The sequence below is a fragment of the Paenibacillus sp. FSL R5-0908 genome (assembly GCF_038006245.1).
GTDB classification, from domain to species: Bacteria; Bacillota; Bacilli; order Paenibacillales; family Paenibacillaceae; genus Paenibacillus_AQ; species Paenibacillus_AQ odorifer.
The window spans coordinates 2,072,354-2,098,924 of the sequence record NZ_JBBOUV010000001.1 but is presented as its reverse complement, the minus strand read 5'-3'; the positions used below and the strand labels follow the sequence as shown (position 1 = coordinate 2,098,924).

The 26,571-nt window shown below is 46.6% G+C and carries 22 protein-coding genes; 4 read left to right on the top strand and 18 right to left on the bottom strand.

Features of this window, described 5'->3' with window-relative positions; all coding sequences use genetic code 11:
* Window positions 1-72: 72 nt before the first annotated feature.
* The 4 genes from ptsG to MKZ09_RS09150 all read right to left on the bottom strand — a co-directional run bounded on the left by ptsG (window position 73) and on the right by MKZ09_RS09150 (window position 5,822).
* A complete protein-coding gene (gene ptsG / locus MKZ09_RS09165) occupies window positions 73-2,139 on the bottom strand; it encodes a glucose-specific PTS transporter subunit IIBC (RefSeq protein WP_076206356.1) in 2,067 nt (688 codons plus the stop codon).
* A 265-nt stretch (window positions 2,140-2,404) separates the two neighbouring features.
* Window positions 2,405-3,283, bottom strand: coding sequence for a glucose PTS transporter transcription antiterminator GlcT (gene glcT / locus MKZ09_RS09160; RefSeq protein WP_076126370.1), 879 nt, complete (start codon window positions 3,281-3,283; stop codon window positions 2,405-2,407).
* 410 nt (window positions 3,284-3,693) lie between these two features.
* Entirely contained in the window at window positions 3,694-5,286 is a 1,593-nt protein-coding gene (locus tag MKZ09_RS09155) for a flotillin family protein (RefSeq protein ID WP_269473484.1), read from the bottom strand.
* Window positions 5,286-5,822 (bottom strand): hypothetical protein, encoded by a 537-nt coding sequence (locus MKZ09_RS09150; RefSeq protein WP_042186148.1) that lies wholly within the window; start codon window positions 5,820-5,822, stop codon window positions 5,286-5,288. The genes MKZ09_RS09155 and MKZ09_RS09150 overlap by 1 nt, the downstream gene beginning before the upstream one ends.
* Before the next feature lie 1,044 nt (window positions 5,823-6,866).
* Here MKZ09_RS09150 and MKZ09_RS09145 point away from each other — a divergent pair.
* Together MKZ09_RS09145 and MKZ09_RS09140 are read left to right on the top strand one after the other, a co-directional pair.
* Window positions 6,867-7,085, top strand: coding sequence for a hypothetical protein (locus MKZ09_RS09145; protein WP_143767329.1), 219 nt, complete (start codon window positions 6,867-6,869; stop codon window positions 7,083-7,085).
* 15 nt (window positions 7,086-7,100) lie between these two features.
* Entirely contained in the window at window positions 7,101-7,292 is a 192-nt protein-coding gene (locus tag MKZ09_RS09140) for a hypothetical protein (protein ID WP_076205262.1), read from the top strand.
* A gap of 152 nt (window positions 7,293-7,444) precedes the next feature.
* On the opposite strand, the gene MKZ09_RS09135 is transcribed toward MKZ09_RS09140, so the two are convergent.
* The 4 genes from MKZ09_RS09135 to MKZ09_RS09120 all read right to left on the bottom strand — a co-directional run bounded on the left by MKZ09_RS09135 (window position 7,445) and on the right by MKZ09_RS09120 (window position 12,573).
* Complete coding sequence (locus tag MKZ09_RS09135; protein ID WP_076205263.1) at window positions 7,445-8,608, bottom strand: iron-containing alcohol dehydrogenase; 1,164 nt, start codon at window positions 8,606-8,608, stop codon at window positions 7,445-7,447.
* A gap of 163 nt (window positions 8,609-8,771) precedes the next feature.
* A complete protein-coding gene (locus MKZ09_RS09130; protein ID WP_076205264.1) occupies window positions 8,772-10,352 on the bottom strand; it encodes a UDP-glucose--hexose-1-phosphate uridylyltransferase in 1,581 nt (526 codons plus the stop codon).
* Between the two features lie 54 nt (window positions 10,353-10,406).
* Complete coding sequence (gene galE / locus MKZ09_RS09125; RefSeq protein WP_036680993.1) at window positions 10,407-11,393, bottom strand: UDP-glucose 4-epimerase GalE; 987 nt, start codon at window positions 11,391-11,393, stop codon at window positions 10,407-10,409.
* Between the two features lie 4 nt (window positions 11,394-11,397).
* Entirely contained in the window at window positions 11,398-12,573 is a 1,176-nt protein-coding gene (locus MKZ09_RS09120) for a galactokinase (protein WP_076126360.1), read from the bottom strand.
* Window positions 12,574-12,791: 218 nt separating this feature from the next.
* Here MKZ09_RS09120 and MKZ09_RS09115 point away from each other — a divergent pair, with 218 nt between their 5' ends.
* Window positions 12,792-13,652 carry an AraC family transcriptional regulator gene (locus MKZ09_RS09115; RefSeq protein ID WP_076134070.1) on the top strand — a complete coding sequence of 287 codons (861 nt, stop codon included), beginning with the start codon at window positions 12,792-12,794 and terminating at the stop codon, window positions 13,650-13,652.
* Between the two features lie 92 nt (window positions 13,653-13,744).
* On the opposite strand, the gene mgrA is transcribed toward MKZ09_RS09115, so the two are convergent.
* From mgrA to MKZ09_RS09095, 4 genes are all read right to left on the bottom strand, one after another.
* A complete protein-coding gene (mgrA, locus tag MKZ09_RS09110; RefSeq protein ID WP_076205265.1) occupies window positions 13,745-14,743 on the bottom strand; it encodes an L-glyceraldehyde 3-phosphate reductase in 999 nt (332 codons plus the stop codon).
* Between the two features lie 107 nt (window positions 14,744-14,850).
* On the bottom strand, window positions 14,851-15,591 hold the full coding sequence (locus tag MKZ09_RS09105) for an NAD-dependent protein deacylase (RefSeq protein WP_076134068.1): 741 nt from the start codon (window positions 15,589-15,591) through the stop codon (window positions 14,851-14,853).
* Window positions 15,592-15,625: 34 nt separating this feature from the next.
* Window positions 15,626-16,390, bottom strand: a complete 765-nt coding sequence (locus tag MKZ09_RS09100) for an HAD family hydrolase (protein WP_076134067.1) — start codon at window positions 16,388-16,390, stop codon at window positions 15,626-15,628.
* Window positions 16,391-16,424: 34 nt separating this feature from the next.
* The gene (locus MKZ09_RS09095; protein ID WP_076134066.1) at window positions 16,425-17,168 is read right to left on the bottom strand and encodes an alpha/beta hydrolase; all 744 of its coding nucleotides are present in this window, start codon (window positions 17,166-17,168) and stop codon (window positions 16,425-16,427) included.
* 193 nt (window positions 17,169-17,361) lie between these two features.
* On the opposite strand from MKZ09_RS09095, the gene MKZ09_RS09090 reads away from it, so the two are divergent.
* Window positions 17,362-18,402 (top strand): acyltransferase family protein, encoded by a 1,041-nt coding sequence (locus tag MKZ09_RS09090; protein WP_076134065.1) that lies wholly within the window; start codon window positions 17,362-17,364, stop codon window positions 18,400-18,402.
* Window positions 18,403-18,491: 89 nt separating this feature from the next.
* Here the strand turns inward: MKZ09_RS09090 and MKZ09_RS09085 are convergent, their stop codons facing one another.
* The 6 genes from MKZ09_RS09085 to MKZ09_RS09060 form a co-directional block, all read right to left on the bottom strand.
* Window positions 18,492-19,439 carry an ArsR/SmtB family transcription factor gene (locus MKZ09_RS09085; RefSeq protein WP_076205266.1) on the bottom strand — a complete coding sequence of 316 codons (948 nt, stop codon included), beginning with the start codon at window positions 19,437-19,439 and terminating at the stop codon, window positions 18,492-18,494.
* Between the two features lie 145 nt (window positions 19,440-19,584).
* The gene (locus MKZ09_RS09080; protein WP_076205267.1) at window positions 19,585-20,979 is read right to left on the bottom strand and encodes a family 43 glycosylhydrolase; all 1,395 of its coding nucleotides are present in this window, start codon (window positions 20,977-20,979) and stop codon (window positions 19,585-19,587) included.
* Window positions 20,980-21,021: 42 nt separating this feature from the next.
* Window positions 21,022-22,770, bottom strand: coding sequence for a glycoside hydrolase family 2 protein (locus MKZ09_RS09075; protein ID WP_076205268.1), 1,749 nt, complete (start codon window positions 22,768-22,770; stop codon window positions 21,022-21,024).
* Window positions 22,771-22,797: 27 nt separating this feature from the next.
* Window positions 22,798-24,579, bottom strand: coding sequence for a glycoside hydrolase family 2 protein (locus tag MKZ09_RS09070; protein ID WP_111503127.1), 1,782 nt, complete (start codon window positions 24,577-24,579; stop codon window positions 22,798-22,800).
* A gap of 59 nt (window positions 24,580-24,638) precedes the next feature.
* Entirely contained in the window at window positions 24,639-25,574 is a 936-nt protein-coding gene (locus tag MKZ09_RS09065) for a carbohydrate ABC transporter permease (protein ID WP_076126337.1), read from the bottom strand.
* A 15-nt stretch (window positions 25,575-25,589) separates the two neighbouring features.
* Window positions 25,590-26,561, bottom strand: coding sequence for an ABC transporter permease (locus MKZ09_RS09060; RefSeq protein WP_036680973.1), 972 nt, complete (start codon window positions 26,559-26,561; stop codon window positions 25,590-25,592).
* Window positions 26,562-26,571 lie beyond the last annotated feature (10 nt).

Sequence of the window (26,571 nt, the reverse complement as noted above, 5' to 3'; positions counted from 1 at the left end):
TTAAAGTATTTTAAATTTATAGTGAAAGCTTCGCTTCCTTGTATAAACAAGGAAGCATCGGCCCTTGCACTTTTACTGAATCGTAATGATGTCTTGGTCTCCTATAGAAACCTTACCCGGCTTTTTCAATGTTACAGAAGAGCCTTCTGGTAAATTCGAGAAAATAACAGGTGAGATTACAGAAGGTGCATGTGCTTTTACATACTCTAAATCCACTTCCATAATCGGTTGTCCAGCCGCTACAAGATCGCCCTCTTCAACTAATACTGTGAAGCCTTGACCTTTAAGCTTAACCGTATTAACCCCAATATGAACAAGCACTTCCTTGCCTCCGTCAGACATAATACCGATGGCATGTTTGCTCGGGAACACGTTAAATACCTTACCGTAAACCGGTGAAGCAATCTTCCCATCTTCGGATAGGAACGCGAAGCCGTCGCCCGTCATTTTTTGGGAGAATACTGGATCTGGTACCTCTGTGATATCCAACAATTCACCGTTTACTGGAGATACGATATCTTCCTTGATAATCGCTTCACCAGCTTCACCTGCCTGTTGTTCTTCTTCTGGCTCTGGAGTAACCACTACTGGAGCTGCTGAAGCCGCAGGTGTCTTTCCGTTAATCACATCTTGGATCTGCGATTTAATCGTATCTGAACGTGTGCCAAAAATCGCTTGAACGTTATTACCCACTTCGAGCACACCTGATGCACCAAGTTTCTTAAGACGGTTCTTGTCTACGCCTGCCTTATCTTTAACTTCAACACGAAGGCGGGTAATACAAGCATCTAGATGAGTGATGTTTTCTTTACCACCTAGAGCGGACAAAATGTTCCGCGGCAGATCATCACCTGCTCTGGAGACAGACTCCGTATTCACTTCTTCTTCATTCGTATCTTCTTCACGACCCGGTGTCATAAGATTGAATTTGCGAATTACAAACCGGAAGCCGAAGTAATAAATTAAGGCAAGGACCAGACCTACCGGGATGACCAGCCACCAAGCTGTGCGGTTCGGGATAATACCGAAGAGCACAAAATCGATAAAGCCACCCGAGAATGTCATACCGATTTTAACATCCAGAATATGCATAGTCATAAAGGACAGACCTGCAAACACAGCATGTACAGCGAACAGCAATGGAGCCACGAATAGGAACGAGAATTCGAGCGGCTCAGTAATCCCTGTCAAGAACGATGTCAATGCCGCGGAAATCATCAAACTTCCGACGATCTTTTTATTCTGAGGTTTAGCTTCATGATAGATAGCCAATGCCGCTGCTGGAAGACCAAACATCATGAATGGATATTTACCCGTAGTAAATGTCCCTGCTGTGAAGTCTACTCCATCGCGAAGCTGCTGCATGAAGATCCGTTGGTCACCACGTACCAATTCTCCTGCTTTATCAACGTAGGTACCAAATTCATACCAGAATGGAGAGTAGAAAATGTGATGCAGTCCAAAAGGAATGAGCGAACGTTCGATCGTTCCGAAGATAAACGCTGCAAGCGTTTTGTTCGTATCAATCATACTTTGTGACACATAGTTCAGACCATGTTGAATGGGTGGCCATACTATTGTCAGTAACAAGCCCAAGATTAGAGCTGTTACCGCCGTCATGATCGGTACGAAACGTTTACCTGCGAAGAAACCTAGGTAAGAAGGAAGCTCAATTTTGAAGAATCGCTTGTACATGGCCGAAGCCAATATACCGACGAGTATACCTCCAAACACCCCTGTTTGCAGTGTTGGAATCCCTAATACGCTGGCATACGAGAAGTCGCCTTGGCTCAGCACGTAATCATTAACGCCAATAACTGTACCCATCGTAATGTTCATTACGAGGAAACCGATAATGGCAGCTAGACCCGCAACACCTTCACCCCCGGCTAAACCTATCGCAACCCCCACCGCGAAGAGTAAGGCTAGATTATCAAATACAATTTGTCCTGAATTCATCAATACGTTGGCAACAGCCTGAACAACATGGTTCTCCAGTGCTGGAACATATTGCAGGAAGTCTGGGTTTACCAGCATGTTACCTATTCCAAGAAGCAAACCTGCCGCAGGCAGAATAGCTACTGGAAGCATCAGAGCTTTACCAACTCTTTGTAAAACACCAAACAACTTTTTAAACATTTAGGTTACTCCTTTCATTAATTTCACTAAAACAGATGCCAAAAAAGGCATGAGCAACACAGTATAGAAGTTGTAATCTAACGTTATCGTTAGATTGCCCCAAGAAGGGGGTTAACAACCAAAATACTGTAATTCACTCATGCCTGATCGAATCAGTTACACGCTCGATATTCTGTTTTGTTGATGACAGTGAACATTGTAGCATCGTTTTTTTTAAGTAGCAAGCGTTTTTTTTGAAACCATGATTTGTTACAACTTTTGCACTTTAAGGAGCTTCACCATTCTTATCCATATCTTGTTCGTCCACTTTTTTCTGGGCAATACGCTGCAGGTGAATCGTCAAATAACTTACCTCAGCTTGATACACGGGAATTCGCACACGCTGTTCGATAATTTTTGTTAATTTCCAAGCCAACGAATACATCTCAGGATACTCCCGTTTCATGAGCCCATCCAGGGTTGAGGTCTCTTGTACCGCCTCTCCACGGCGTAATCTTTCTAGAACGAATCGCAGATGGGTTACCAGTCTTGAGTAATCAAGTGAATCACGTGGGATTCGATAGTCCAGATAATTTTCGACTAATCCAACCAGCTCTCCAATCAAGAGAGAATGTTGTCTAACCTCAGAAATTTGCCTATTACTAAGTGCGCTGACAATATGAAGAGCCACAAAACCTATCTCATCCACCGGCAATTCCACGCCCATAGCCTCATTGATCCGTCCAATCGCATATTCTGCCATCTTATATTCCTCAGGATAAATCTCCTTAGTTTCATACAAAAATGGATTATGAATTGGGATATCTTGTTCAAAACGACGGATAGCAAAAGAAATATGGTCGGTAAGTGCAATATGAATATGCTCATTAAGCGGCTGACGGCTACAATGCATAATATGTAATACTATTTCTTGAACGACCTCAATCAACTTCTCATCCACTTGGGGAAGAAGCTGTTTATATTGTTCCTGTTCCTCCTGGCTGCGAAGAATAAACATCTTCTCCACGGAGGATAGATTAATCTGATCACGCAGCTTGCGGTTAAACCCTATCCCTTTACCGATAACTACAACCTCGGAATATTGAGGATGCTGGGCAATGATAACGTTGTTATTCAACACCTTCGCCACTGTTATGCTACTCATTTTTGACACCTCTTTTATTTCTAAACACCTAACTTCCAGCAGCATACGCAATAAGAGATCGTACGATGAATACAAGCTTTGCTACCATCATAACACCAAGAATTGCATATTAGAAGAACACTCTGTGTCCTTACTAAGCTAGTAGATCAGAGTGAACAGCCTTAAAGGCTTTTATTTTACCTGAAAAAATCTTTAAACACCAGTGAAAGCGTCGATGTCTATATATACAATAATTCCCACGGGATGCCGATAAGCTATACGCTTCATCAAAAATCACCTGTAAACGCAGGAGCTTTTTATCATGTTGTCTAATTTAGATCAAAACAGATCAAAACATAAAGATTAAGGTATGACCAGCAGCTTTGCCAGTCATACCTTAAGTAAATTAAATCAATATAAATTGCATTAAACTAATTTTCCTTTTGTTCAGGCACAGAAGTTAAAGTGTCGCTGGCTGTACTAGATGTTACTGATGGCTGAATATATGTTGCAGGTGTAGCTGGTGCAACAGGTGCGACTGGTGTAACTGAGGCTCCTTTGCTTCCGGAAGCTTTAGTGGTCAACCCCTTGATCAGTGCCTCTACATCAATCCCTGAGACGCTCTTCAACATCTCTGGAGCGGTGGACATTAGCTGAGTCACATAATTGCTGACCCGGGCTGCACCTTCCCCGTTACCGGTATCTACAACGGTAAGTTTATCAATAGATGCCAGCGGCTTCGCAATTTGGCCAGCCAAATCAGGCAGCATTTTGACGATGATATCGAGCACCGCTGCTTCGCCGAATTTCTGGAAAGCTTCCGCCAGTTTCTCTTTGGCTTCTGCTTCCGCTAGACCGCGCAACCGGATAACCTCAGCATCCGCTGTACCTTTAGCCAGCTCTGCATCCGCCATCGCTTGACCTTCAAGGCGCTTCTGCTCAGATGTCGCTTTAGCTTGCGTCTCAATACTATATTGCAAGGCATCTGCCTCACGCATTCTCTTCGCCTTATCGGCTTCCGCCGCTTGCTCTACTGCATAACGATCCGCTTCTGCTTTTTTCTTCACTTCAGCATCATACTGCTTCTCGCGAACTTGAATTTCTTTGGCTTGCAAATCGATTTCACGTTCCTTACGTACCAGCTCAACTTTCATCTGTTCTTCAACAACGGTCTGCTTTGCACGTGCCTCTTGAATATGATAAGCCTGGTCGGCTTCCGCTTTCGCTGTATCCTGATCCCGTTTAAACGCAGCCACCTTAAGCTGGTTTTCCTTGGAGGCTTCGGCAATATTCGTATCCCGCAGCAGCTCAGCTTTTTGCCCTTGCTCTTCTGCGTTTGCCTTTTGAATTCTTGCATCCCGCACTGCTTCTGCTTCAGCAATCTCTGCATCCCGCTTCACAGCAGCTATCCGCGGTTTACCTAGTGCCTCTAGATATCCATGTTTGTCTCGCACATCCTTGATGGTAAAGGAAACAATTTGCAGACCCATTTTCTTAAGATCACGTGCCGCCACGCCTTGAACCTCTTGCGCAAAGCGGTCACGGTTACGATATACTTCCTCAACCGTCATCGAACCGAGAATGGCCCGCAGATGACCTTCAAGAACTTCTTGTGCTTCGCTCTTCAGTGCTTCAATCGGTTTGCCCATAAATTGCTCAGCAGCTGTCGCCACATCTTCCGTTGAGCTACCCACTTTAATGATCGCTACACCGTCGGCAATAACCGGAACCCCTTGTTCGGTGTATACCTCCGGGGTCGTCACATCAAGTTTATGAGAAAGAAGCGACATAAATTCAGCCTTCTGAAAGACTGGGAGTATAAAGGCCCCGCCCCCGCGTACAATCTTTATTTTACGACCAGAACCATCGTCTGAAATATGATTTTTCCCCAAGAACGACCCCGTTACGATCATCCCTTCATCGGGTCCAACCGTTTTGTAACGTGCCCAGAATGCGATACCTAGCACAAACAAAACAGCAACGACAACAGCAGGGACTAACAAATACTCAGGAATACCGAACATTAAAGATCCACTCCTCTTCTCTTTTCGAATTCTGATACCAATGCAACGCCTTCTCTAACCTCCACTACAACAACTTTAATCCCTGCTGGAAGCAGCTCATGATCAAAGCTTGCTGCCGTATGCAGGCTATTGCCGGCGCCAAACTTTACCATAATCTCACCATAACCAGTGGCGGGAACAGGAATTGTGATTTCCCCAATCTTGCCAGGCAGATCACTCATTGAGAAACCATTGGACATTTCGCTTTTTTCCATGGGCTTAACCACCCCTAGATACATAAGTACTCCCAAAAAAGCGGCGGCTAACAAAGACAAAGCAATGATCGCCCCAGCTTCCAGAGCGCTGTACCGGGTTAGAAGAATGCCCGCTCCGCCGAACACGGTTATTCCTCCTGCCAATACGGTGGGATTCAGAAAATCTACGGATACGAAATCAAAGACCCCATGCAAGGCATCTCCGATCACATCACCCACCAGGACGCTGACTATGGCAAATATGACGCCTAGCGCCAAGCAGCCTAAATACAGCGTTTGCATTTTTATTTCCTCCTGTCTTCAATCAGGACTGTCATATTACATTAAACGTACAAAGTAGGTCCTTGGTTTCACAATCTTTGGATATTCACCCAAATAAGTTCCATTCAGAGGATAAGCATGCTCACATTGGCACTATTTTATTACATGTGCTGGGGTTGTCCTAAAGGACGTCCAATAGTTGCTGAGGCGCTGATTTTTGTTGGTAACACTCGCACGCGTACGAAGAGGCTATGCTGTTTACGCGCCTTCGGCCCAACGGACTCAGCAGACCCTATTCGCCGTTTTATCCGACATTTGGTATGCTATCGGACCGCATAGCCTCTATTGGCATTGAAACCAGCAAATATGAGGTCATTTCGAAGCAATAGTGTCTCTGGTGTCCGAAAACTTGCTCAAAAGACTGAAAATTCGCATATAACGTCAGTTGGGTCCGTAGGTAGGGCGTATATTGGAAGAGGAATCCGTCGTGTGGGGATATTACAAACACTAGTTGGTTGGGTAACACTCTCGCGCGTATGAAGGGGCTATGCTGCTTATGCTGCTTATGCTGCTTATGCTCCTTCGGCCCAACGGACTCAGCAGACCCTATTCGCTCTTTTATCCGACATTTGGTATGCTATCGGACCGCATAGCCTCTATTGGCATTGAAACCAGCAAATATGAGGTCATTTCGAAGCAATAGTGTCTCTGGTGTCCGAAAACTTGCTCAAAAGGCTGAAAATTCGCAAATAACGGCAGCTGGGTCCGTAGGTAGGGCGTATATTGGTAGAGGAATCAGTTGAGGGAGATTACAAACACTAGTTGGTTGGGTAACACTCTCGCGCGTATGAAGCTATGCTGCTTATGCTCCTTCGGCCCAACGGACTCAGCAGACCCTATTCGCCGTTTTATCCGACATTTGGTATGCTATCGGACCGCATAGCCTCTATTGGCAATCAAACCAGCAAATATAAGAGCATTTCCAAGCAATAGTGTCTCTGGTGTCCGAAAACTTGCTCAAAAGGCTGAAAATTCGCAAATAACGGCAGCTGGGTCCGTAAGACTTTGGAGGACGGTCGACGGATTAGATTACGGGAACGAACAGTGATAGATGAGGAGCGGTCAGCGGCAGTGGGTATCTGTCAGCCGCAGCGGAGTTCGGACAACGGCAGCGGAGTTTCGGACAGCCGCAGCGGAGTTCGGACAACGGCAGCGGAGGTTCGGACAGCCGCAGCGGAGTTCGGTCAGCGGCAGTGGGTATCTGTCAGCGGCAACGGAGGTTAGTCAGATGCAGTCGAGGTGCGAACAGCGGTAGCCGGAGGTACGGACAGCGGCAGCGGAGGTTTGGACAGCCGCAGCGAGACACGGTCAGCGGCAGCAGAGTTCGGACAGCCGCAGCGAGACACGGTCAGCGGCAGCAGAGTTCGGACAGCCGCAGCGAGATACGGTCTGCGGCAGTGGAGTTCGGTCAGCGGCAGCGAAACCTTGTGATGAGAGCGACAGAAAAGTACCGTAAGAGGAGCAAGTCACACTAGACCATAAACACCAAGAAGCGATTCCTCCATAACGAGGAATCGCTTCTTTGACATGCTTTTGCGGCTTCTAGAATAAAGAAATATGGTCTCTTTTCGTAGAAGAGTTACTTACAAAGCCATTCTATAGATCTCAACTACATCTTCACGCTCAAGCTTGCGGAAATTACCAAACGCTCCGAAACGAACAGCCTTGTCAGCCATACTGCCGATCTCGCTGTCATCAATATCATAATCACCGAGCGTCTTCGGCGCACCGATGGAATCCCAGAAATTACGCAGAGCCTCGATACCCTCCAGCCCGATTTCTTCATCAGTTTTGCCAGCAGGTTCAACTCCGAACACATTTACTGCAAGCTGACGGAAACGCGCAGGATTTGTGCTGAGGTTATATTTCATCCATTGCGGGAACAGAATCGCCAAACCTCCGCCATGTGGAATATCGTATACAGCCGATACTGCATGCTCGATATTATGAGTCGCCCAATCTCCGGCGAAACCCATGCTGACCATTCCGTTAAGCGCCATCGTACCACAGTACATGATGGTCTCACGCAGCTCGTAGTTATTCAGATCTTCGATAAGCTTCGGCGCAGTTTCAATTACAGTGCGCAGCAAAGTTTCACAGAACCCGTCTTGTACCGGTGTATTGCCGTCTGTATGGAAATAGTGCTCCAGTACATGTGACATGATGTCCACCATGCCATAAACGGTCTGATCACGTGGCAGAGAAAAAGTGTTCTCTGGATCAAGAATCGAAAATGCCGGGTAGGCATGCACGCTGCCCCAGCCCATTTTTTCCTTAGTAACCTCGTTTGTGATTACGGAGCCATTATTCATTTCGGATCCCGTAGCAGCCATTGTCAGCACTGTGCCCAGTGGAAGCGCGTCTTGGGCCGCTGCTTTACGCTCTACAAAGTCCCACATATCACCATCATATTTCGCTCCAACAGCAACAGCTTTTGCGCAGTCCAATACGCTCCCGCCCCCTACTGCGAGAACAAGGTCAATATTATGCTCCCGGCACAGCTCTACGCCTTTATGTACTGTGGAAAGACGTGGATTGGGTTCTACTCCAGAGAGTTCAGTCACTGTAGCGCCTATTGAACTCAGCTCAGCAACTACTTTTTCGTACAGACCACTGCGCTTGATACTGCCACCACCGTACATCAAAAGCACATTTTTACCGTACTTAGGAACCTCCGTCTTCAAAGCTTCAAGGGTACCCTGTCCAAAAATCAGCTTGGTAGGATTATAAAATTCAAATTTACGCATATGTGTAAACCTCCAGTAGTTAATTCATAATGTCTTACTTCTTCGTATTATAAACCTCTGTTTACCCGCATTCAAATTAGGTGGCTGGATTTCGTCATCCCGAATAAAAAAAGATGCCCCAAGCCCATAGGCTTGAGGACATCTTTAAATCCAAATTCACTTACTACAAAGCACCGAAGCTTGTTACAAAACGGCGGAAAGCTGCTTGACCTTCTGGAGTCCGTTTGTAAACGCCAGCGTGTTCAAGAATATGTGTAAACTTGATGCCAACTTCGTTCTGCACAATCTTGAGCGCTTCCTCGTGTTGCAGTGCAGTTCCGAATCGCTCCACCAGCTCCTGAATCCAAGCCGCATGCTGCGCAAGAGAATGACTAGGGTCATTCTTCACCGCTTCTAACAGCGCTTGATCTCCTGCAAGAATACCTGCGATGGAATCGAGTTCTTCCTTCAAACGGCCCGGCAGAATCGCCAGTCCCATAACTTCGATCAAACCGATGTTTTCTTTTTTGATATGATGCATTTCCCGGTGCGGATGAAAAATCCCTTCAGGATATTGCTCATTAGTCCGGTTATTCCGCAGCACAAGATCCATCTCGAAGCTGCCGTCCTCGGCCCGGCGGACGATAGGAGTAACGGTATTATGAGGTTGCACTTCACCGTCAACCTCACTAAAGGCTAGCACTTCCGCCTCTGGATCGCTGTAGGCTTTCCAAGCTTCATAAAGCGCATTTCCGCATTCCAGTAGAACGGCAGGATCTTCTCCATTTAAGCGCAATACGGACATCGGCCATTTTACGATATTAATGCTGACACCCGGATAAGATGCATGTGTAAATGTATCTTCCTTAGGCGCTTTTTGAATCGGGAACGTGTGGCGGCCGCCCTGAAAATGGTCATGCGTCAGAATAGAGCCGCCAACAATCGGCAAGTCTGCATTTGAGCCAATAAAATAATGCGGGAATGATTCCACGAAGCTAAGCAGCCGCTTCAAGGTATCCTTGGTAAGCTTCATGGGCACATGATCATGATGGAATACAATACAGTGCTCATTGTAGTAAACATATGGCGAGTATTGGAAGAACCATTTTTCATTATTCAGGTTAAGCGGAATGATACGCAGGTTCTGGCGCGGCGGATGATTGATCCGTCCGGCATAACCTACATTCTCACGGCACAGCAGACATTTCGGGTAGACTGGCGGCGGGAGCAGCCGAGCCATTGCGATTTCCTTCGGATTTTTCTCAGGCTTGGACAAATTGATCGTCATTTCAATGTCTCCGTATTGCGAATCCTGCAGCCAATAGACATTCTTCGAGATCCGATCCATCCGAATATAGTTCGAATCAATGCTCAATTTATAAAAACGGTCTGTAGCCGCGGAGATGCCTTTTTCAGCAGTCAGACTATAGAACTCAGCATTTACATCCGAAGGACGGGCCATGAGAAGTCCCATAATCTTGGCATCCAGCAAGTCACGGTAAGTGTCACTATTCTCTGGGATCAATCCGATTTCAAAACCATAATCAATCAGTGCATCGAGTGGAGCCTGCGGCCCTTCCAATGGACTTTGATCGATGTCACCTACATGCGGCTCACTGAACCCGAACTGTTCGAGCAGCACATTACGGCTATAATCTTCATCGGATGGAGCTATGAGCTGCTGGCGCAGTGCGAACAGAACAAGCTGCTCAATCGCATGTAATGCTTTCTGGCCAGCAGGCGTAATCTTATTCTCGTTGTGCATTTTAATTCTCCTTCAGTAGGGTCTCAAGTTCAAGTTAAGCTAACCTAAAGTCCCTTATTCTCCGTATCCTTGCGGATTGGCAGAGTGCCAGTTCCATGCACTTTGAATGATATCTTCCAAATCTGCATGCTGCGGGTTCCATCCAAGGACGCTACGCGCTTTGTCGGAGGAAGCTACCAGCACAGCCGGATCGCCGGCACGGCGTTCTTGAATGACTACAGGAATTTCAAGTCCAGTAACCTTCTTCGCCGTTTCAATCACCTGTTTTACCGAGAATCCAAGTCCATTGCCCAGGTTGAAAATATTGCTGCTGCTTCCGCTGCGCAGGTAAGTTACCGCACGAACATGGGCGTCAGCCAGATCGCTGACATGGATGTAGTCGCGAACACAAGTACCGTCTTCTGTAGGATAGTCATCTCCGAAAACTGCGATACTGTCACGTTGCTTCAAGGCCGTTTGCAATACCAGCGGCACCAAATGACTTTCTGGACGATGGTCTTCACCGATTTTGCCACTGGCATGTGCGCCAGCTGCATTGAAGTAACGTAAGGCTACGTATTTGATGCCCAGTACTTTGTCAAACCAAGCCATCATCCGTTCCATGGTCAGCTTAGTTTCTCCATACACATTGGCTGGTTCAGTGCGGTCTGTTTCTTCAATTGGCACCTTTTCCGGTTCGCCGTAGGTTGCGGCTGTGGACGAGAATACGATCTTGTTCACGCCAGCTTTTTGCATAGCTTCTAAAAGACACTGTGTACCATATACGTTGTTGTCGTAATATTTTACAGGGTCCTTCATGCTTTCCCCGACCAAAGAGCTTGCAGCAAAATGGATAACCGCTTCAATCTCATTTTCAGCGAACAGCTTACCCAGCAGTTCTTTATCACGCAGATCACCTTCGTACAGCTTGCCACCCAGCAACGCCTCACGATGCCCTGTTAGCAGATTGTCGATGACCACCACTTCTTCACCACGATCCAGCAGCTCCGCTACAGTATGAGACCCAATATACCCTGCTCCACCTGTTACTAAAATCGCCATCTGATTACACTCCCTTCAATTCTTGGACACCATTACCGATGCCGCAAACATAGAACTCGCCAACCAAACCAGATCTTGTGGTATAGGCTTCACCAACTTCACGAATAAAACGTTCTATATCATCTTCATGTACCAAAGATACTGTACAGCCTCCGAAACCCGCGCCAGTCATACGGGAACCAAGTGTGCCTGGGATACGCCCAGCTTCTTCAACCATAATATCAAGCTCTGCACAGCTAACTTCATACAAATCGCGCAAGGACGCATGCGAATCATTCATGAACTGTCCAAACTGCTTCAGATCATTGTTTTTTAATACCTCAACGGAATCTAGCACGCGTTGATTCTCTTCCACAACATGGCGAGCGCGGCGTCTTACAATTTCGTCTGTGATTTTATCTTGATGTGCTTCGAACTGTTCACGATTAAGCTGTGCCAGATAAGCTAGTGAAGGCACTTCTTTTTGCAAAATAGCCAATGCCTCATCACACTGCTGACGGCGTTCATTGTACTTGGAATCTACAAGCCCTCTGCGTTTGTTCGTGTTGCCGATAACCAATTTGTATGAACCTGTGATGAACGGTACCAAATTGTACTCAAGTGTGTCGCACATCAGCAGAATCGCATGATCACGTTTGCCGTTAGCAACTGCGAATTGATCCATTATTCCGGAGTTTACACCTACGTACTGGTTCTCAGCACGCTGGGACAAAAGTGCAATCTCAACCGTGTCTGTATCGCCACCTTCGAGAGTCAGGAACGCATAAGCAGTAACAACTTCAAGAGAGGCCGAGGAGGACAAGCCTGCTCCATTCGGAATATCGCCATGGAACAGCAGATCGTACCCTTTGGATACTGGGGTGCTTTTCTTATCCAGCTCAACCATTACCCCAATCGGATAGTCAATCCATTCACCCGTTTTGGCTTTGCCAATTTCGCTATAATCAATAGAAGCTTCGTAAGGAAAATTAGTTGATGCAAAATTCACTTTGCTGTCACTACGTGGACGCACAATCAGCGTTGTACCGAATTCCAAAGCTGCGGGAAGTACATACCCGCCGTTATAATCCAAGTGCTCCCCGATGAGATTGACACGACCTGGTGCATAAAACACCTTAGCCTCTTCCCCGCTCACCCCATATTTTTCAATAAATTTGTTATTAAGTTCCTGTATGCTCATTAATGCCACTCCATCCTTTCGCTGCTTCAGCCAGTGGGAATTAGTAAAGCGTTCTTTATGTACTCATTATAATAGATTCATTCATCCTCTGATAATGCAATCATGTGTGTAATGTATGGATAAATGTGACTTCCCATAATATAATAATTACATATATTACTGTTACTCTCTAAACTATAAGCCATTAAATGACATTAACACAAGAAAGGCTGTCCCAAATGGAGCATACTTATTCCGTAGGATCCAATCCAGTGTATTACGATAAACAGAACCTTCATGTACTGTTTGCCGGCCAGAGTCAGACCCTGCCCATGCATCAAGCTGGACCCAAGATCTATGATTATTATTTGCTGCATTTCATAGAATCTGGCTCGGGCGTTTTCCGTACAGAACATCATAAATATGAGTTGGGTAAAGGAGACTGCTTCTTGATCCATCCGGGACAATTAGTCAGTTACGTCTCGGATAAAGACCAGCCCTGGTGCTATCGCTGGGCAGCTTTTACTGGCAGCGAAGCTGACGATCTGGTGCTGCAGACAGGGTTCACACCACAACAGCCTGTGGTGACTACAACAGATGAAAGCCTCATTCCGGGTGCCCTGTCCAGCATCATGCAAGCCTTCAACGCCAACAAAGAGAGTGCCCATCTGACTTCGCTTGGGTATCTCTATCTCATTGTCGGCGAAGCAGCAGATTTGCTCTCTTCCTTCTCCCGTCTGCCCGGCGCAGAATCACAGGTTAAGCGTACTGTGAAGCAAATGATCCACTACATGGCTTCTCAATATGCGCACCCGGTCTCTATTGAACAAATGTGTGATACGCTGGGTTATAATCGAGCCTACCTGTCCCGTGTATTTAAGCAAGAGACCGGATTATCTCCGGTGACCTATTTGCTGAAGCTGCGGATTGAAAAGTCCAGACAGCTGCTGCGTGAACGACCGGAGCTGTCCGTGGAACAGGTAGCAGCATCTGTGGGGCTCACCGATGCTTTATACTTCTCTCGCCAATTCAAACGGTTTTGTGCCCAGTCACCGACGGCTTACCGGATGACTACAACGAGACAAGCAGAGAAACCTTAACGTTAGTTTGCCCTTTAATCCATAAATCCACCATACAACAACAGCCCGCCTTCCTTAACGTAAGGAACCGGGCTGTTACTGTGTTCAATATACTATAGTTCTGTCTTTAGAATCGTTTCAATCCGCTCTAACTCCTCTGGACTGAAATCAGGATTAGCTAAAGCAGCTATATTCTCTTCAATCTGATCCACTCTGCTTGCTCCAATTAGGGCAGAAGTAACCTTACCACCCCGGAGTGTCCATCCCAGTGCAAACTGAGCCAGACTCTGTCCTCTCGAAACCGCAAGCTGATTAAGTGCGCGAATCCTCCGCTGCACCTCCGGTGTAATCCGGCTCTCATTCAAGGCGGCAGACGGCTTGGCAGCTCTTGACCCTTCTGGAATACCATTCAAATATTTGTTGGTTAACAAGCCTTCAGCCAGGGGTGTAAAAGCGATGCTTCCTACACCACTATGTTCCAGTACATCCTGTAAGCCGCCCTCAATCCAACGATCGAGCATAGAATAACTAGGCTGATGGATTAAGAGCGGTGTGCCCAGGCTTTGTAGAATGCTGAGGGCTTCAGCCGTCTGCTCCGCATTATAGTTGGATAGTCCTATATATAAAGCTTTGCCAGAACGTACCGCATAATCCAACGCCTGCATGGTTTCTTCAAGCGGTGTTTCCGGGTCTGGACGATGAGAGTAATAAATATCAACATAATCTAGGCCTAGCCGCTTCAGGCTCTGATCCAGACTAGCCAGCATATACTTACGTGAACCCCATTCGCCATAAGGGCCGGGCCACATGTTATACCCTGCTTTTGTAGAGATCACTATTTCATCACGATAAGGAAACATATCATTGGCAAGAACTTTACCGAACAGCTCTTCTGCTGAACCAGCTGGTGGACCATAGTTGTTGGCCAGATCAAAATGGGTAATTCCAAGATCAAAAGCACGAGTGATCATTTCTCTGCCGTTCTCGTAATTATCGATCCCACCAAAATTCTGCCATAATCCTAATGAGATTGCTGGGAGCTTGAGACCTGAGTTCCCGCAACGATTATAACGCATGTTGTCATACCGTTTATCATCTGCTACATATACCATTGCCTATCCCTGCCTCTCATTACACGCTGTTGTGAGCCTACCTTATCTTTAAACTTCTGAGCGTAATAATAATCTGGCAAGAGAAACCAAAGGACAGCTTTTTCCTCCTAGCTTAATAGATCCTTGACACTGCCCATTACTTTTCCAATTCGATCTGTAATCAGCAGATCCGCTTGATCATCATAAGGTGTGGGATCTCCGTTCAGCAGCACCGTACGTTTGCCCCGGAAATAAGTCACCAGACTGGCCGCAGGCTGAACCGTTAGCGAGGTCCCACCAATAATAAGCATATCTGCAGAGGCAATCGCTGCGACAGAGCCCATAAGCACGGAATGATCCAATTCTTCTTCATATAAAACCACATCCGGCTTGATAATTCCGCCACATTCCGGGCAGCGTGGAACGATCTCAGTCATTTCCAGCAGTTGATCCAGCCCGTAATACCGTGAGCAGTCCATACAATAGTTGCGATGGATGGAACCATGCAGCTCTAGGACACTACGGCTGCCCGCCTGCTGGTGCAGGCCGTCAATATTTTGCGTAATCACCGCTTTCAGCTTCCCCTGCTGTTCCAACTCCGCTAGCAGCTGATGCGCACCATTCGGACGGGCCTCTGGATGAATCATTTTACTGCGGTAAAAATCAAAAAAAATGTCCGGTGAGGACATAAAAAAAGTTCGGCTCAGCATCACTTCAGGTGGATAAGGTGAATTGTGCTGAGTTTGATATAATCCAGCTGCGGAGCGGAAATCGGGAATTCCACTCTCTGTAGACGTACCCGCCCCTCCGAAAAAAACGATGTTGTCACTTTCTTTGATCCAAGAAGCAAGTGTCTGCAATTGATCCATGCTAAGTAGCACATCCTTTCCTTTTATTAGCTGATCAGTAAGTGATCCAGAGCTCATTAAAACCGGAAATGATTACATCTGCATCTATTAGGTGCTTCCCATCACCACTGGCGGAAATCCCAATTGCGAGGCGAAGCCCTGCACCTTTACCTAATTGCATATCGGCATTACTGTCCCCAATAATAATCGTCTCTTCAGGCGAAAGCCCTAGCTCCCGGCAGGCCAATTCAGCCATTTCAGGAGCTGGTTTTCCGCTTTTGACTCTGTCCCTAGTGACTACCGAATCAAAATAGCCTGCCACATTAAGCCATTCCAAATGCTCTCCGGTGGTCTTTGCCCCGTCGGAGGTAACCACGCCAAGCTTAAGAGATGCCGCAGAGCATTGCTCCAAAAAAGAATGAAGTCCCGCTAAAGGCTGTGCCATACGGCGTCGGCGTAATTCATACATCGCGTTTTTAGTTATGCTTTTCACACGGGTCAGTGCTTCATTCCAAGGAACTCCTGCTGCATATAGCTGCCATGCGAGTACACCGTAACTTTCTTCCTCTGTAGCCATGGTAAGCGGCCCCGCCGGGTCGTACCCTATTAACTTCCCTTGCGGATCATGTTGCGTACCCAGCACCTTGCTGCGCTCTACAATAAATCCCGCTCCCATGATCGCAAGTTGATCTTCCAGTCCAAGCAGCACAAGCTCCGCCCAATTCCCCCAGGTGGCTAATAGATCGAGTAATGTCCCGTCTTTATCAAACAATATTCCGGAGCAGGGAACGCATTCATCGTTAATGTGTAATACTGGCATGAATTGTTTCCTCCCTCTGTTGAATGACCCGTAACTACCTCAGATTTCCAAGCCAATCCAACAGGGCACTTACTGTGCGACTCCGCTGTTCTTCCTCGGATATTGTGGCTTCGCCGTCCCCCTTCTGAGGCCCGTAGCTGCCAAATTGCGCATGATTCCCACCTACGATTGAACTATAAACTGTATTATCTGGCAGATAGGAGCGGCCTTTGTTATAGCTGTCTCTGTCAATCACTTGATCCTCAGTACCCACAACCGATAACACTGACAAAGTAGTCTCTCGTAGACTGCCCTTTTCATCTGGATAAGAGGCTAAGAAAAATACACCTTCCAGCTGGTCCGTATGCTCCATTGCGTAACGTGAGGCCATGACACCCCCAAGTGAATGTCCACCCAGCACAAAAGATTGCTTCGGATGCACACGAATAATCTCTTCTGCGGCATCCCCCTTCGTTACCGCTAAATTAAACGGCATTTTGGCGATGTAGAAGGGATGCCCTGCAGCAGCGACACTCTTCGCAAGAGGGGAATAAGCTTCCGGTTTAACCAAAGCCCCAGGATAAAATATAATCGAGGCGCCTTTAGTAATGGAAGGTTCGAACGAAATCCAATTATCATTCTGTTCGACGGTAACTCCACCACTTGAAATCAGTGCGGTTTCGGCTTCTTGAGCCGGTGCATATGGCGTCAAATACTTCCATATCAGCAACCCGGCTACAACTAAAATAATCAATACAAAAATAGCGGCGCGACGCTTAGTTATTCTTCTCTTCAACATGTTCCACTCCCAGATGTTAATGCATATAAAAATTATAGTGGAATCCCTCTATTCTAACAACCTTCAACACATCGCCACATTTCGCACACATGATAACGCTTTCCTTTGTGACTTAATTCACAATTAAATCAAAGAAAATCTAGTATTTTAAAATTAAATTAATTTGCATACAGCATAATTTGGAGGCTAAATCATGGTAGGGGAAAACTCGCTGGAAACGCGCGGAGAAACCTTTTTTCTCAACCTGCGTTTTATGCTTATTATCACTGTTTTTGCCGGTAATGCAATTGAACCTCTGATTAACAAAATGAGCGGAATACACGGATTATATATGTGGATTTTCAGCTTTCACATGCCGCTGTTCGTACTGGTGACCGGCTATTTCGCCAGAAAAAGCCTTGCCGGAACTACCGGCCGTAAAATGCTGCTGCAAATTGGATTGCAATACCTCATTTTTCAAAGCTTATATTCCGCACTCGACATTTCCCTCTTTCATGTAAGCAACATCCAGCATTCCATTTTCGCACCCTATCTGCTCCTATGGTTTCTGGCCAGTCATGCCTGCTGGCGCCTCCTGATGCTCGGTATGAGCAGATGGTCCATAACCGCTAAGCTCCTCTTCGCTGTAGCAGCGGGGGTGGCTGTCGGATATCTCCAGCTGGACGGTGTATGGTTTAGCATCAGCCGTACCTTTGTATATTTGCCTTTTTTCATTATCGGCTATCATTTCTCCTTCGAAACCTTCGTCAAGCTCTATCAGAAATATATCAAAATCTTTGCAGCAGCAGCCTCCGTTCTACTCCTTGCCATCATGGCCACATGGGGAGCAGGATTTCCCTTTGGCTGGTTATATGGCAACATGACCTATATGCAGCTTGATGCCAATGTATGGTATGCAGGCGTATACCGCCTGGGACTGTACGGACTACAAATTGTCGCTTCACTTGCTTTCCTCGGTCTTGTACCTTACGGAGCGAGCCGCATGACCGACTGGGGACGCCGCACGTTGTATGTTTTCCTGCTTCATGGTTTTATCGTTCGTCTGGCTGCCGTTTCCGGGATTTACACCTATATTGGCAATGCTGCTGGGGCAGTAGTCCTGCTGCTCACCGCCTTATTATTCACCGTATTGCTGGCTCAGCCGTCAGTTAAACGGCTCTTTCACCCGCTGGTTGAGCCGTCCGTTGACTGGATGATCACCCTTCAGCGTGCCGCCCTACGGCGCACACTCTAACTTTACATCCAGAACAAACAAAGCAAGGCGGTTCCTTGGATACGAAGATTCGTTTCCGAGGAACCGCCTTGCTTTGTTCATCTCCTAAGCTAAAGTTCAACTTCATCCTGATCCATGGTATATTTTACCTTCATCATAATATGTTGTTCATAATCGCCAAACTGGCGCCCGAACAGGTTAAGTCCGCCTTGATGAACTGCATCAGGGTTGATTCCAATGCGCAGCCGCAATTTGGGGCTCCGGTTAATCAGAAGATCATTTAAGGAAACATTCGACACCTTCTCCATATCAAGTGTCGTCTTTTCATGGTCAACACGCCAGGTCTTGAGAAACCCGTATTGTGTAGATCCATCCCACCACCAGTTCGGATTCAGCTTGCCCCGCCGGTCACCGAAATCACCGGGACTGGTCCACATGCCAATCTCTGAACCATTCACCCATACAGAGATGTTCGAAGGCCAGTTCTGGTCATAATTCGGAGCTTCCGAACAGATCTCCATGGATAATTCCAGCGATTCAATTTGTGCTCCGGAGGGGATATCCATAGGCAGCAAATATTCCAGGAATCCTTTGCGGAGCCAGATCAGCTGAGCGTTGACATGTTTAGGGTGATAAAAACTCGACGGTTCATCTTCTTTGATAATAAGACCCTCACTATTAGCCATTCCGCAAGTAGGAGATACCTCACAATCGCTATAATGGCCGATCGGCATCTCTACTTCATAGACATGAGTTAATCCCTTTGACATCGGCTCTTTCAAATTCAAGGCAATATGAAGATCATCATAATTCCGGCTGCAAACTTTCATCGCCCCGCGTGAAGCCGGAAGCAATTCTGTATGAATTAATTCTGCTGCTTCTAACACTTTAATATTGCTTGCTACCGTCGACACTGGAAGCTTCAGCCTCTCAGCGATTTCAATAATATTTAAGTTTTTGGAGTTTAAGAGCCGAAGAATATCAATCCTAGAACGAGTTGATAAAGCATGCGTTACTGTGACTAATTTTTCCGGGTCGTTTAAGCTAAGTTCCAGCACAAATCAGCTCTCCTTGTATCCTAATAATTATCCTAATCTTACTTCTTAATGAGATGAAAAACAATTACACCTACAGGCCTTTTCACCTAGAAATGACCTCCGGAAAACCGGAAGCCATTTCATATGTCTCTTAGGTTTGTTCGATTCACAATGGCTTAATATCAATGAAATCAATTTCTCCGTAACCTTCGCCTTTGGTAAAACGAAGCTTGTTCATGCCTGCTTTCAGTTGAATCCGGGCTGTGGACAGCCCCCAATTCTCCCACCCTTTATTGGTGATATAGAATGGGCTGGAAGGTCCTGCATTGACACTAAGCTGAAAATTCGACCAATTCCCGCCAGCCGTTCCATTCGCCGTTCGAGCCAAAAGAATATATTCGCCTGCGGCTGCCGCATCAACCGAAAATTCTACATAACTGTCCGGCGTATCAATATGACCCGCCTTAAGCCCACCCGAGCCCTTGGGACTCGAAGAGGCATAGGCATCGCCGCCAAATGTCCCTTTTTCCGCTTCGTAGCGGGTATGCATGGTTTCACCTGAAGGCAAAGTTATCGGAAGATTAGGTTCAACGGGAATGCCCAGATTAGGTGTATGATCAGCATTCCAGCTGAATTTCTGCATTCGCACCTCGCGGTTCCAGCCAGCGTTGTTGTATTTGGCGACATGGTACATGATCCAATCCTCTTGGCCGTCAGGAGACTTAGTAAACGAATGGTGTCCAGGTCCATAAAGTCCATTGCCTGAAGAAAAGATAGGCTGATTGCGTTTATTCCATGATGCCGGATTTAACAGATCACTGGAGATGTCTGCGGTGATCAGTCCCAGACAATAATCATTAGTCCAGCTTCCACTTGCCGAGTAAACCAAACTAATGACTTCTCCATTTATAATCACCTGTGGTCCTTCATTCACATTTGGGGAATGATTCGTTTCCCAGCTATACGTTGGTCTTGAAATCTCTACGCGTTCGGAATCAATGGTCCAGGGATTACTCATATGCGCGATATAGAGATTCTGCCGCACATTAACATTCCCCTCCCAGCCGGACCAGATAAAATACAGCTCGCCGTTCACTTGCAGCACAGTACCGTCTATAGCCCACTTATTGCTTGAATCTGTGATCTGGCCTTTGTACTGCCAAGTTCCCTGCATCGGGTCTGCCGCTGTGTTCTCCATTACATGCATGCGGTGGTTTACGTTATCTCCGTCGTCCATCGCATAGTAGATATACCAAGCTCCGTTTATATAATGTAGCTCAGGCGCCCAGATGCCGCTACCGCCCGTGTTGACAACTTTAGTAGGCGCTGCATCAATAGTGGTCAACTGGGCTGACTTCCAGAGGGTAACATTGCCACCTGTTGTTTTGGTGAAATAATAGAAGCCATCTGTATGTTTATACACCCATGGGTCCGCCCCGTCCTGCATAACCACGTTGTAAAAGTCATTATGATCAGAGACTGCAAGAGTCACCTTCCCCATTGGAAGAATAAGAAGAACACTTAAGGCGACCAGACATTTTTGCCGGAAATTCACTTTCATAATCTATCACATTCCTTTCGAATGAATAGTTACGTAGCGCCTCTAATCTTCAATTGCAGCCTTACGCGCATTGATGCGGCGGATACGCTCGGGGTCGAACTTCGGCTGTCTGTCATAAGTGTACAGTCCATTGACTTCCTGCTCCACATCGTACAGCTGGGTATAGCAGAATCCAAACATCAGCGGATGATCCAATAGAACATTCGTCAACCCCTCGTAGCGTTCGATAAACATTTGCTCTGAGGTCGGTCTGTCCCCATACCCCCATGATTTTTCATCTTTCTGCTGCGGGTTCCACCAAATTCCGCCATACTCGCTGATGAAGTAAGGTTGACCTTCATACGTTTGGCGATCCGGGAAGGTATTGAATACTTCTCCGCCACTTTTCATCGGTTCATATCTGTCCCGGAACGTCTGCGGATTCTGGTCATAGTCATGAAGATCGAAGATATCTGTAGCCACATGGAAGTTGCCGCTTGTATCAATTACTGGACGTGTTGGATCCATACGTTTTGTTACGTCGTAAACAATCTGGAGCACGGGGTTATGCTGTTTCACACCGTCCCGGTCCCAAGTCTCATTAAAAGGGCACCAGCCGATTAGCGCGGGATGATTGAAATCACGCTGTATACCTTCGAGCCATTCCGGCAGGAAGTGAGTCAGGCTATCCGCTCCAGTAATATTTAGCCCCCAATTGGCATGTTCTCCCCAGACAAGATAACCTAATTGGTCAGCCCAATAAAGATAACGCGGCTCAAAGATCTTCTCGTGAAGCCTCGCGCCATTGAAGCCAAGCCCTATTGAGATTTCGATGTCTCTGCGCAGATCTTTATCAGTAGGAGCGGTATAGATTCCCTCCGGATAAAAACCTTGATCCAGTACTAACCGCTGAAATACGGATTTCCCATTGATCCGGAATGCCATCCCATCCAGTCGTACCGTGCGGAGTCCAAAATAAGAATGGACCACGTCACTCTCCCGTCCCTGACTATGCAAGGACAACTTCAGGTCATACAATCTGGCGTTTCCAACTTCCCACAAGTGAATCTCTGATAGTGGAATCGTAAGTTTTATAGAGGTTCCGGAAACGATCACATTACTGTCCCCAACGGGTTTGCCGCCATAAAGAGCAGTAGCGCTAAGCGTGTCTCCCGCTGCGTTCCCTTGTACCTTCATTTCGAGGTGCACACAGCCATTGTCGGGATCAGCGACAACTTTCAGATTAGACAGATAGGTTTCAGGGACTTGCTCAAGCCATACCGTCTGCCAGATTCCTGTAGTGCGTGTATAATCGCAGCCGTGCGAATGGAACTGTTCACTCTGCTTGCCCCGTGGCTGTCGTCCCGATCGAACGTCGTCTTCAGCATACACAGTAATCACATTACTGCCCGCTAAAAGATTAGAAGTAATATCAAAGCTAAACGGAGTATATCCTCCGCGGTGCGTACCTACGGATACGCCGTTCACCCAGACCTCCGCCATATAATCAACGGCGCCAAAATGAAGGATAACTCTGCCATTTATCCAGCTCTCCGGCACGTTAAATTCCCTTTTATACCATACAGCAGCCATAAAATCTTTATATTCTACACCGGACAGCTTGCTTTCCGGACAGAAGGGCACAGTAATTGTCCCTGAGAGATTATGTTCGTTAACAGGGTATCCGCGTTCCTTCCCACTTTTGCCATGATCAATTTCGAATTGCCACTGGCCGTTCAGATTGATCCACTCTGGTCGAACAAAGTCAGGGCGGGGATATTCAGGACGCGGAAGCGTTGCTTGTTGTGTCATGGTGTAACTCCTTTTAGTAAATGTTATTTATTGGATATGCATCATGATGTTGCGGATCGCTTCAAGCGGAGCTTTGGGCTGTCTATCATAGGTGAGCAGTCCGTTAATTTCCTGCTCGACATCCGTCAGCTGAGTATAGCAATACCCTTGGATCACCGGGGAAGTGAACATCGGGTCAACAACAGCCTTGAGCTTCATCAGGAAATCCTCTTCGTTCTCTGCCCCAGAATAACCCCAGCCCTCCCACTCACTTTTCTTGAAGGCAATTCCACCAAACTCGGATACGAGAATCGGCTGGCCTTGATACGAAGCTCCACCGACAAATATTTTGCGGTTGGCCGGCATCGCATTTACAGAAGATTCTGCCGTGGCATATCTCTCCTCCAGCACTGCCTGATGGCTCTCATAGTCATGAATAGTCACCAAATCTGTAGTCATATGCTCCCACCCATCGTTATACACAACAGGTCTCATCTCATCCAAGGATTTCGTTAAATGATACATAGCCAATCCGTGCTGCTGCTGGCGTGTATCAATCTGGACATTGGGCACACCCCAGCTTTCATTAAGTGGAACCCAGGTCACAATACAAGGATGGTTATAGTCGCGCTCGATAATCTCCTGCCATTCTTTCGTGAAGCGGCGGACATACTCCTCGGAATATTCGTAAGCATTGGCTGCCTCACTCCATACCAGCAGGCCGAGCTTATCACACCAATACAGGAACCGGGGATCTTCTGTCTTCTGATGTTTTCTCACCCCGTTAAAGCCCATTTCTTTCGTCAGCTGGGCATCACGTTTCAGCTCTTCGTCTGTAGGTGCGGTTAGTATCCCGTCAGGGAAGTATCCCTGATCCAGCACCAGTCTCTGGAAATATGGGCGGTTATTCAAGCATAGCTTGCCATTTTCAATCGACACCTTGCGCATGCCGAAATAACTCACGGCTTCATCAATTACTTCCTCATTCCGAAGCAATTGGAATTGAATATCATACAAATTCGGATGCTCAGGGCTCCATAAACGTCCAAGACCATGATCCGCAAAATCACCCAAGCCGATAGTGCGCAGCTGCTCAGCATTCATGATCATATATTGATCTTCCGCAATCACTTCACCGTCATACGATACCGTTATGCGCAGCTTGAGCAGATCAGCAGACTTAAATCCTTGCAGAAAGGTCCGAAGCCGGATTTCATTGCGGTCAATATCAGGTGTCATCATGGTTTTACTCAGATGCACTGCAGACAGCGGTTCAAGCCAGACACTCTGCCAGATTCCGGTTGTGCGGGTATAAAAGATGGCAGCAGACTGCTCCAGCCAATATTGCTTGCCCCGCGGCAAGGTGACATCGCGGCTGAAATCCTCTGCGCGCAGTATAATCGTATTATTTCCTTTGATCAGCGAAGGAGTGATATCGGTCTGAAATGGCGTATGTCCGCCTTCATGCACGGCCACCAGCTGACCATTCACCCAGACTTTTGCCAAATAATCTACGGCGCCGAAATGGAGGACAATCTGCTTCCCGTTCCAACCCTCAGGAACTTCAAAAGTTCTTCTGTACCACACAACATCATGAAATGAAGGATCTTCAATCCCGCTCAGCTTGCTCTGAAACGCAAAGGGTACTTGAATAACCTGTGAAAATAAATCCTTTGTGTCCGCCCGATACCATTGTTCTTCCTCACCGACATCTTCATCATCAAACGTAAAATCCCATTCTCCATTTAGGCTAAGCCAATCCTTACGGGCAAATTGGGGTCTTGGATATTCTGGACGTGGAACGGATGTGCTGCTTGCTTCTTTCAACATGGTGTACTTCACTCCTATTAAATAATTTCTATATAAGATGAACTTGTTTTTTTTGCCCGCTATCCTTTAATCGAACCTACGTAAACACCTTTAACAAAATATTTTTGCAAGAAAGGATAAACCATTAATATAGGAAGCGTAGAAACGACGATCGCACAATACTTAACCAGCTCGCGGAAAGCCGTCTGGCTCTGGGCACTATCGATGACTACCCCGCCTGCACTGCCGATTGAGGTTGCGGTAGCATCATTAGCTACTAATATTTCCTTCATTAATAGCTGCAGCGGGAACAGCTGTCTGTCCTTCAACAACACCATCGCATTAAACCATGAGTTCCAGTTCCCCACTAAATAATATAAAAAGATTACGGCCAGCGTAGCTTTGGACAGCGGTAGAATCACATTCGTTAAAATATGGGCCTGGCTTGCCCCGTCAATGGTAGCCGCTTCTTCCAATTCCTGCGGAATGGCTTGAAAGCTAGTTCGCAGGATAATAATGTTCCATGTGCTTAAAGCACTTGGCAAAATCATGGCCCACAAATTATTGTACAGACCAATATCCTTCATTAATAAGAACCAAGGAATCAACCCGCCGCCAAAAAACATGGTGATTGTAATCAGGATCATGATGAAGTTTTTGAAATACAATCCTCGTCTGGACAATACATAAGCTCCCAGAATGGTCATGATCATGTTGACTAATGTGCCTAATCCTACATATATAATCGTGTTTTTATAGCCGTTGATCAGACTGTTATCTTTAAACACCAGCTTATAGCCATCCAAAGTGAATCCCAGCGGTTTCAGCAAAATCCCTTTATGAGCAATCAACATGCCGGGGTCGCTGACGGAGGCAAACAGGATGTGCAGGATCGGATAAAAACACACCAAGGTTAATGCGGTCAGCAGAGTATAAAGTGTGCCGTCAAACACTCTGTCGCCGATGGATTTATGTTTTCGTCTTTTTTTCGCTTTACGCTGCAAATTATCTTTCATAGCTGTCCCTCTTTCTTACCATAAGCTGACCTCGGACCTGCGTTTGGCTATTGTATTGGTCATCCAGAGCAGCCCGAAGTTAACGATTGAGCTGACCAAGCCCACAGCCGTGGAATAACTAAGACTGGCTTCTCTTAAACCGCGACGATACACGTAAGAGGCAATAACATCCGCCGTATCATAGATCAGAGGATTGTACAGCAGGATAATCTTCTCGTACCCGGATGACATCAACCCGCCGATGGCAAAAATAAACAGAATGATGATAACTGGGCTGATCTGCGGCAGCGTAATATGCCACATTTTTTTGATCCGTCCCACTCCGTCAATTTCAGCAGCTTCATATAATGAAGTATCGATGGAACTCATCGCCGCAAGGTAGATGATGCTATCCCAGCCGATGCTCTGCCAAATGCCGGAGAAGGTATAAATCGGCCGGAAGAAGGAAGAGTAGCCGAGCAGTGAAGAGTACTCTTTTCCGGTAATAAATTGCAGGATTTGCGTGATAATCCCTTCATCTGCGGCAAAGATATGAATGATCCCGCAGACCACCACCAGGGAAATAAAGTGCGGCATATAGGTGATCGTTTGGACCACTTTTTTAAACTTAACCCCACGGATTTCGTTCAGCATCAAGGACAGAATAATCGGGGCTGTAAATCCAAAGGCAATCCCCCAAACATTGAGGAGAAGGGTGTTTTTAACGACCCGCCAGAAATAAGGCCCTTGGAAAAAATCAATAAAGTGCTTAAACCCTACCCACTCACTCTGGCCAAACCCCAGCAGGGGTTTAAAATCCTTGAAGGCGATCATAACCCCCCACATCGGCCCGTAGCAGAAAATCAGGAACCATGCTACAACAGGGACGGCCAACAGATAGACAAACCAGTTCTTTTTCAAATCCTTCTTAATCACTAGCTTGGTATTTTTAGGTTTGGCGTCCTGAGGAATGGGCTTTATCGCTCTGTTTTTTCGTAATATTTCCATAAAACAACCA

Excerpts from the sequence above, each read along its gene's own strand:
- glcT (WP_076126370.1), bottom strand. The coding sequence starts at position 3,283 with ATGAGTAGCATAACAGTGGCGAAGGTGTTGAATAACAACGTTATCATT.
- MKZ09_RS09070 (WP_111503127.1), bottom strand. The coding sequence starts at position 24,579 with ATGTTGAAAGAAGCAAGCAGCACATCCGTTCCACGTCCAGAATATCCA.
- MKZ09_RS09115 (WP_076134070.1), top strand. The coding sequence starts at position 12,792 with ATGGAGCATACTTATTCCGTAGGATCCAATCCAGTGTATTACGATAAA.
- MKZ09_RS09120 (WP_076126360.1), bottom strand. The coding sequence starts at position 12,573 with ATGAGCATACAGGAACTTAATAACAAATTTATTGAAAAATATGGGGTG.
- mgrA (WP_076205265.1), bottom strand. The coding sequence starts at position 14,743 with ATGGTATATGTAGCAGATGATAAACGGTATGACAACATGCGTTATAAT.
- MKZ09_RS09090 (WP_076134065.1), top strand. The coding sequence starts at position 17,362 with ATGGTAGGGGAAAACTCGCTGGAAACGCGCGGAGAAACCTTTTTTCTC.
- MKZ09_RS09075 (WP_076205268.1), bottom strand. The coding sequence starts at position 22,770 with ATGACACAACAAGCAACGCTTCCGCGTCCTGAATATCCCCGCCCTGAC.
- MKZ09_RS09080 (WP_076205267.1), bottom strand. The coding sequence starts at position 20,979 with ATGAAAGTGAATTTCCGGCAAAAATGTCTGGTCGCCTTAAGTGTTCTT.
- MKZ09_RS09065 (WP_076126337.1), bottom strand. The coding sequence starts at position 25,574 with ATGAAAGATAATTTGCAGCGTAAAGCGAAAAAAAGACGAAAACATAAA.
- MKZ09_RS09060 (WP_036680973.1), bottom strand. The coding sequence starts at position 26,561 with ATGGAAATATTACGAAAAAACAGAGCGATAAAGCCCATTCCTCAGGAC.
- MKZ09_RS09095 (WP_076134066.1), bottom strand. The coding sequence starts at position 17,168 with ATGTTGAAGAGAAGAATAACTAAGCGTCGCGCCGCTATTTTTGTATTG.
- MKZ09_RS09100 (WP_076134067.1), bottom strand. The coding sequence starts at position 16,390 with ATGCCAGTATTACACATTAACGATGAATGCGTTCCCTGCTCCGGAATA.
- MKZ09_RS09130 (WP_076205264.1), bottom strand. The coding sequence starts at position 10,352 with ATGCACAACGAGAATAAGATTACGCCTGCTGGCCAGAAAGCATTACAT.
- MKZ09_RS09150 (WP_042186148.1), bottom strand. The coding sequence starts at position 5,822 with ATGCAAACGCTGTATTTAGGCTGCTTGGCGCTAGGCGTCATATTTGCC.
- galE (WP_036680993.1), bottom strand. The coding sequence starts at position 11,393 with ATGGCGATTTTAGTAACAGGTGGAGCAGGGTATATTGGGTCTCATACT.
- ptsG (WP_076206356.1), bottom strand. The coding sequence starts at position 2,139 with ATGTTTAAAAAGTTGTTTGGTGTTTTACAAAGAGTTGGTAAAGCTCTG.
- MKZ09_RS09155 (WP_269473484.1), bottom strand. The coding sequence starts at position 5,286 with ATGTTCGGTATTCCTGAGTATTTGTTAGTCCCTGCTGTTGTCGTTGCT.
- MKZ09_RS09135 (WP_076205263.1), bottom strand. The coding sequence starts at position 8,608 with ATGCGTAAATTTGAATTTTATAATCCTACCAAGCTGATTTTTGGACAG.
- MKZ09_RS09105 (WP_076134068.1), bottom strand. The coding sequence starts at position 15,591 with ATGGATCAATTGCAGACACTTGCTTCTTGGATCAAAGAAAGTGACAAC.